This is a genomic window from Paenarthrobacter sp. NCHU4564 (assembly GCF_052156435.1).
In the GTDB taxonomy this organism is placed as follows: Bacteria; Actinomycetota; Actinomycetes; order Actinomycetales; family Micrococcaceae; genus Arthrobacter.
The window spans coordinates 1-945 of sequence record NZ_JBQLIS010000055.1 but is presented as its reverse complement, the minus strand read 5'-3'; the positions used below and the strand labels follow the sequence as shown (position 1 = coordinate 945).

At 57.8% G+C, this 945-nt stretch carries 1 protein-coding gene; it reads left to right on the top strand.

Translation table 11 applies throughout. The features are described from left to right. Window positions 1–183 precede the first annotated feature (183 nt). On the top strand, window positions 184–945 hold a 762-nt coding region (locus ACSVIE_RS21070; protein ID WP_442425155.1), incomplete at its 3' end, for a tyrosine-type recombinase/integrase.

Genomic DNA, 945 nt, shown 5'->3' with positions numbered 1-945 from the left:
AAGTGAGACGAGTAGAAGTAGATGAGATAACTCGTCCAAAGCTGTCATGCAGCGTTTTCCCATGTCAGGGATCGGTTCGTATGTGGTGGCATTGAATGGTGATCAAGAGCTCGACCGCGTCATTGCTCGCTCCAGCGGCGTAATCTCTCATTAAATGAGAGATTTTTGCGTAGAGTTTGGCTTGTGAACATCGAACCTGGCCGTATTCCTGCCTTTCTGAACACTGCGAACGTTGGGCTGCTGCGGGCTGAAGACCGGGTTTTCGAGGCGATGCTTGATGGTTGGCGGGCGCAGATGCTGGCGCGCGGGCTCTCGAGCGTGTATATCAAAAGCTCCTGCAGTGTCGTTGAGCGCTTCCAGGAGCACGCGAACGAGTATCCGTGGACATGGTCGGCACATAACGTGGACGAATTTCTCGCAGACCGTCGCAGTTCAGAGAAAGGCCTGGCGTTGTCCACGCTCAGGTCCAACGCGGGAGCTATCAAGGCGTTCTGCGCGTACGTGACCGACGGGCGCTATGGGTGGGCAGCGTTTTGCGAACGGGTTTTCGCCGACATCCCGGTGCAGGTCGTATTTGAGTGGAACTCACCGCGGCATACCACCGACGATGCCATGCCGCCGCGCCGGAGGGCCTTCACCCGGGCAGAGCTTCAAACGTTCTTTGATACCGCTGATGATCTGATCGATACGGAGTTTGCCAAACGCTCCAAGCGTTGGTTGCCGGCGTTGAGGGATTCGACGGCGTTCAAGGTTGCCTATGCTTACGGGCTGCGCCGTCGTGAACTGACCATGCTTGAGTACGTCGATTTCGGCCCTAATCCCCACGTTGAACAGTTCGGCCGGTTCGGTGCACTCCAGGTGCGGTGGGCCAAAGGAACAAAAGGCTCAGGCCCTCGGCGCCGGACCGTGCTGACCGTCCCGGAGTTCGATTGGGTCGTCGGTCAG